At 32.4% G+C, this 3485-nt stretch carries 4 protein-coding genes and 1 pseudogene; all 5 read left to right on the forward strand.

All coding sequences use genetic code 11. The features are described from left to right. Positions 1-231: 231 nt before the first annotated feature. Entirely contained in the window at positions 232-684 is a 453-nt protein-coding gene (locus CCAL9328_RS10360) for a hypothetical protein (RefSeq protein ID WP_170000607.1), read from the forward strand. A gap of 89 nt (positions 685-773) precedes the next feature. Then, complete coding sequence (locus CCAL9328_RS10365) at positions 774-2213, forward strand: hypothetical protein (RefSeq protein ID WP_211436853.1); 1440 nt, start codon at positions 774-776, stop codon at positions 2211-2213. Next, complete coding sequence (locus CCAL9328_RS10370) at positions 2206-2511, forward strand: hypothetical protein (RefSeq protein ID WP_170000608.1); 306 nt, start codon at positions 2206-2208, stop codon at positions 2509-2511. The genes CCAL9328_RS10365 and CCAL9328_RS10370 overlap by 8 nt, the downstream gene beginning before the upstream one ends. Positions 2512-2521: 10 nt before the next feature. Continuing rightward, a complete protein-coding gene (locus CCAL9328_RS10375; RefSeq protein ID WP_170000609.1) occupies positions 2522-2794 on the forward strand; it encodes a hypothetical protein in 273 nt (90 codons plus the stop codon). An 11-nt stretch (positions 2795-2805) separates the two neighbouring features. Further along, a pseudogene (locus CCAL9328_RS10380) lies at positions 2806-3485 on the forward strand (hypothetical protein); the annotation flags it as partial.

The following is a 3485-nucleotide window of genomic DNA, read 5'->3' on the forward strand; positions in this document are numbered from 1 at the left end:
GACCCTGTAAGTGAATATCTAATAAAGGGCAATTTAAAATGACGGTTGCTCGCTTGAAGATACTTTATAGTGTTCTTTGTCTACTCGAAACCGAAAAAACCGTTTCAAAACACTCTATTCTATCTAAAAGTGGGCTTCATCGTTCAACCCTAAATAGAGAAATCGGGAATAAGTATTTGTTGTTAAATTTAATCGAAGAACATCAAAATTCAACTAATAAAAGGAGAAACAATGGCAAAAACTACAGCGCCTCTATTTGAGGCTGATACAGAAGCACAGGCTAGAGCATTATATAGCGCTCTTAATCAAAACAGCGATATATTCGAACAAAAAATTAAAATTATTAAGCTTCGAAAGGTCGATGGAAAAGAAAAGGTTGATAAAGATAACAACCCCGTCCTTAACGAGTATGGCGAGCCTTTACGTTGGGACGATAGTTATTATTTAACTTACGTTGCTTTAAATAGTGGCGGAGAGCATACAACTCGTATATCACAAGAACAATATCTTTCTCTTGTTGAAAATGAAGTATATGTCGCAACTGGAAAAATTGAGTATAGACTTTATAAAGATACCTATAACTCTGTTCCGACTATTGTGTTTAATAAATTTACGTCCGCAATTGATAGCTTTGTCACGGCAATGCTTAAATTTGAACAGCTTAAAACCAGCTCTCAAAGCTGAAAAATAGGGGTTTTTATTTTGCTCCCCGCCTGGACTATCAGTAGGTTTAGGCGGGACAAACCTCAAAAAGATTAAAGAAAGGCTTTATTGTGATATTCAGTAGTTCAAACTTTAAAATACTTCATCAGGGTATCGATACCCTAGTAATTGGTGTTAATTGCACTGATGAGAATGTATTTAATACCCATTTTGCTTCATTTGTGTATAAGATTAGTCAGTTGAAATCAGACGCGCAACAAGTTAAATCATTTGGTGAAAAATATGTTTTAGATGATTTGGGTCTTAATTATGGTGATTTTAGGGTATCAAGTAAAGGCTTAGGGCAATATTTTGGTTTTTTTAGTAATGATGATATATTTTGCACTATTTCGGATACTAAATATAAAAGTAATCAGCTATATCACCTAAAAATTCAATTTCGTTCCGTATTTTTATTAAAACACGGACACGTTCGTGCTTTTGATTTGGTGCGTGAATTTTTAGCCGATATATTTGCGGGGTGTTTTAAGATTTCTGTTCTTCGTCTTGACCTTGCTACTGATGTTACCGGCATAAAATATACTCCGCAAGATTTTTTAAAATTTAGAAGTTTAAAGCGTATAAGCAATTATACAGAGCAAACAAAAAGAGACGATGACGAGTTAATAAAAGGTGATGAAACGTCGGTTAATACTACTGATTTAACGCAAATTGATATAAATAATTTTATGCGTTTTTCTCGTTTCGAGGGCGTGAGCTTTGGTAAAAATCCTCACATGTTTCGTATTTATGACAAAATTAAGCAAATTCAAAACAAAAATATTTCTACTCTAATTTATACAAAATGGGAATTAAACGGTTTTGATTTTAAACGTGATATGTATGTTTTTCGTCACGAGGTGGAGTTTGGGCGCTATGCTATTAAGCGTCTTATTCCGCAAAATATAACCGATGAGATCGATTATATATTTAAGCATTTGCCCGCTTTTTGGTCGCAAGGTTTACAAATTTGTAAATGGTATGATTTAAGCGATGATGAAATCAGACGAATTACTGAAAATCAGGTTCAAACAGATAGTATTCGTAAAATATATCAGCGTTGCGAGCTTGATGAGAATAGACTTAAATTTTGGGATATGATCAAGATTTGGGGTGATGATAAAAATAATGCTTTGTCTATGCATGATCTTTTAAAGACACGTGATATTAAAAAAGCAAAGAAAGCTTTAAAGGCTTTTGTTTCTGCCGTATATTCAAATTTAGGTTTTGAGTCTAACAACTTTTTTATAGTGTTTGAAGAAGTTAAAAAAGATTTAGAGCGCGAGGGGCTTGACTTGCACGAATATGGTTTGAGTAAATTAGCTGGTAATTTTTTACGAAATGAAAAAACTATCAAAAATCAAAGCCTTGATATTACTAATCCTTTAAGTTCTCTTTGTTATTTTGCTTTAAATGATTTTTTTATAGCTATGGAAAAAATTAGAAGTGATGATTATAAACGTCCTATTGTAAATGCTTATGAAATTTTAAAGGAGCAATTTAATGCGTAATCTTAATTCTTATGAATATTTAATAAAGATGATTATTGAAGCAAACAAAGATCGTGATATGCTTGTTATAGATCCTAAGTTTTATAAGGTGCGTAAGTTTTTTTTTGCTTCTAAAGGGTTTATCTCTCATAATACATTTATTGGTTCTTTTTTTAAGCGTCATGAGGCTTGGAAAACTTTAGAGAGTGATTTTTTAAAAACTAATATTCCTAGTTTTTTGTCTAGGTTTGGTTATTACCCAAAAAAAGGTAATAAATATCTTTTAGCTATAAAAGAAAATGTTTTAGATTTATATTAAGGAGCAAAAAATGTCTTTTTTTCCACCGTCTTTAAACGGACAATATCGAACTTATTTTGATAATGATCCCGTTTTGCATACTATTAATAAGCGTGTTTATTATGTGAATTCAAGTTTTTTCTTGTTAAATTCTAATAATAGTTATATAATTTGTTATGTATTATCTGATGCCGAATATGGCACTTTACTTGTTTGTCCTTCCGTTTATGTTACGGATTTAGAGCCTGATACTGTTATTCCCGAGTATAATCCTCGTGGTGGTGATTCTGTTATATCTTCATAAAAAGGCGTAAAATGTTTGATTATTACATGCGTATTGTTAATCGTAATGACAATCTTCCTCCTGACAGTGAGATTATTCCAACAGGTGGTAATTATATTATTTCCGATCATTCTAAAGATGGTGTTGAAGCTCATAACTTCGATACTTCAGGGCTTTACAATCTTAATCCCTCTGATTTTCAGGGATTAAGTCTTGTCGATAGTCTTGCTGTTCGTAATGCTCTTGAACTTAGTAAATTGCAAGTCTTGGATCAAATCCGTAAATCTCTTGTTCGATTTCCGTCTTCTTTGGGTTCTTCTCTTGCTTCTGCTCTTTCTAATAATTTTTCTGATAATAATGCTAGTAATCCTGACAATTCTAACACTAATGTCGGTTCTTCTAACATAGTCATATCGGGATTATCGGAGGTCGTAAGTAGTTTAAATGCTACAAATGATATCCTTACTCAAGGACTTGAATATCAAAAACAAAGAACCGATATCGAGGTTGATCGTCATAAATTTGAAAGCGAAACAAAAACAATCAAAGATCTTGACGGTAATAATTCAGCTATTATGTCGCCTCGTGAGCTTGAAGCAAGTAAAAATGCTAGTGAAGCAAGAGTTGCTACTGACACTAATAATTTTGAGCTTAGTATGTCTGATATTAATGATTTGTTTGGTGATTTGCCTGATATCGGGGAATTGTTTAA

It is taken from the genome of Campylobacter sp. RM9328 (assembly GCF_012978615.1).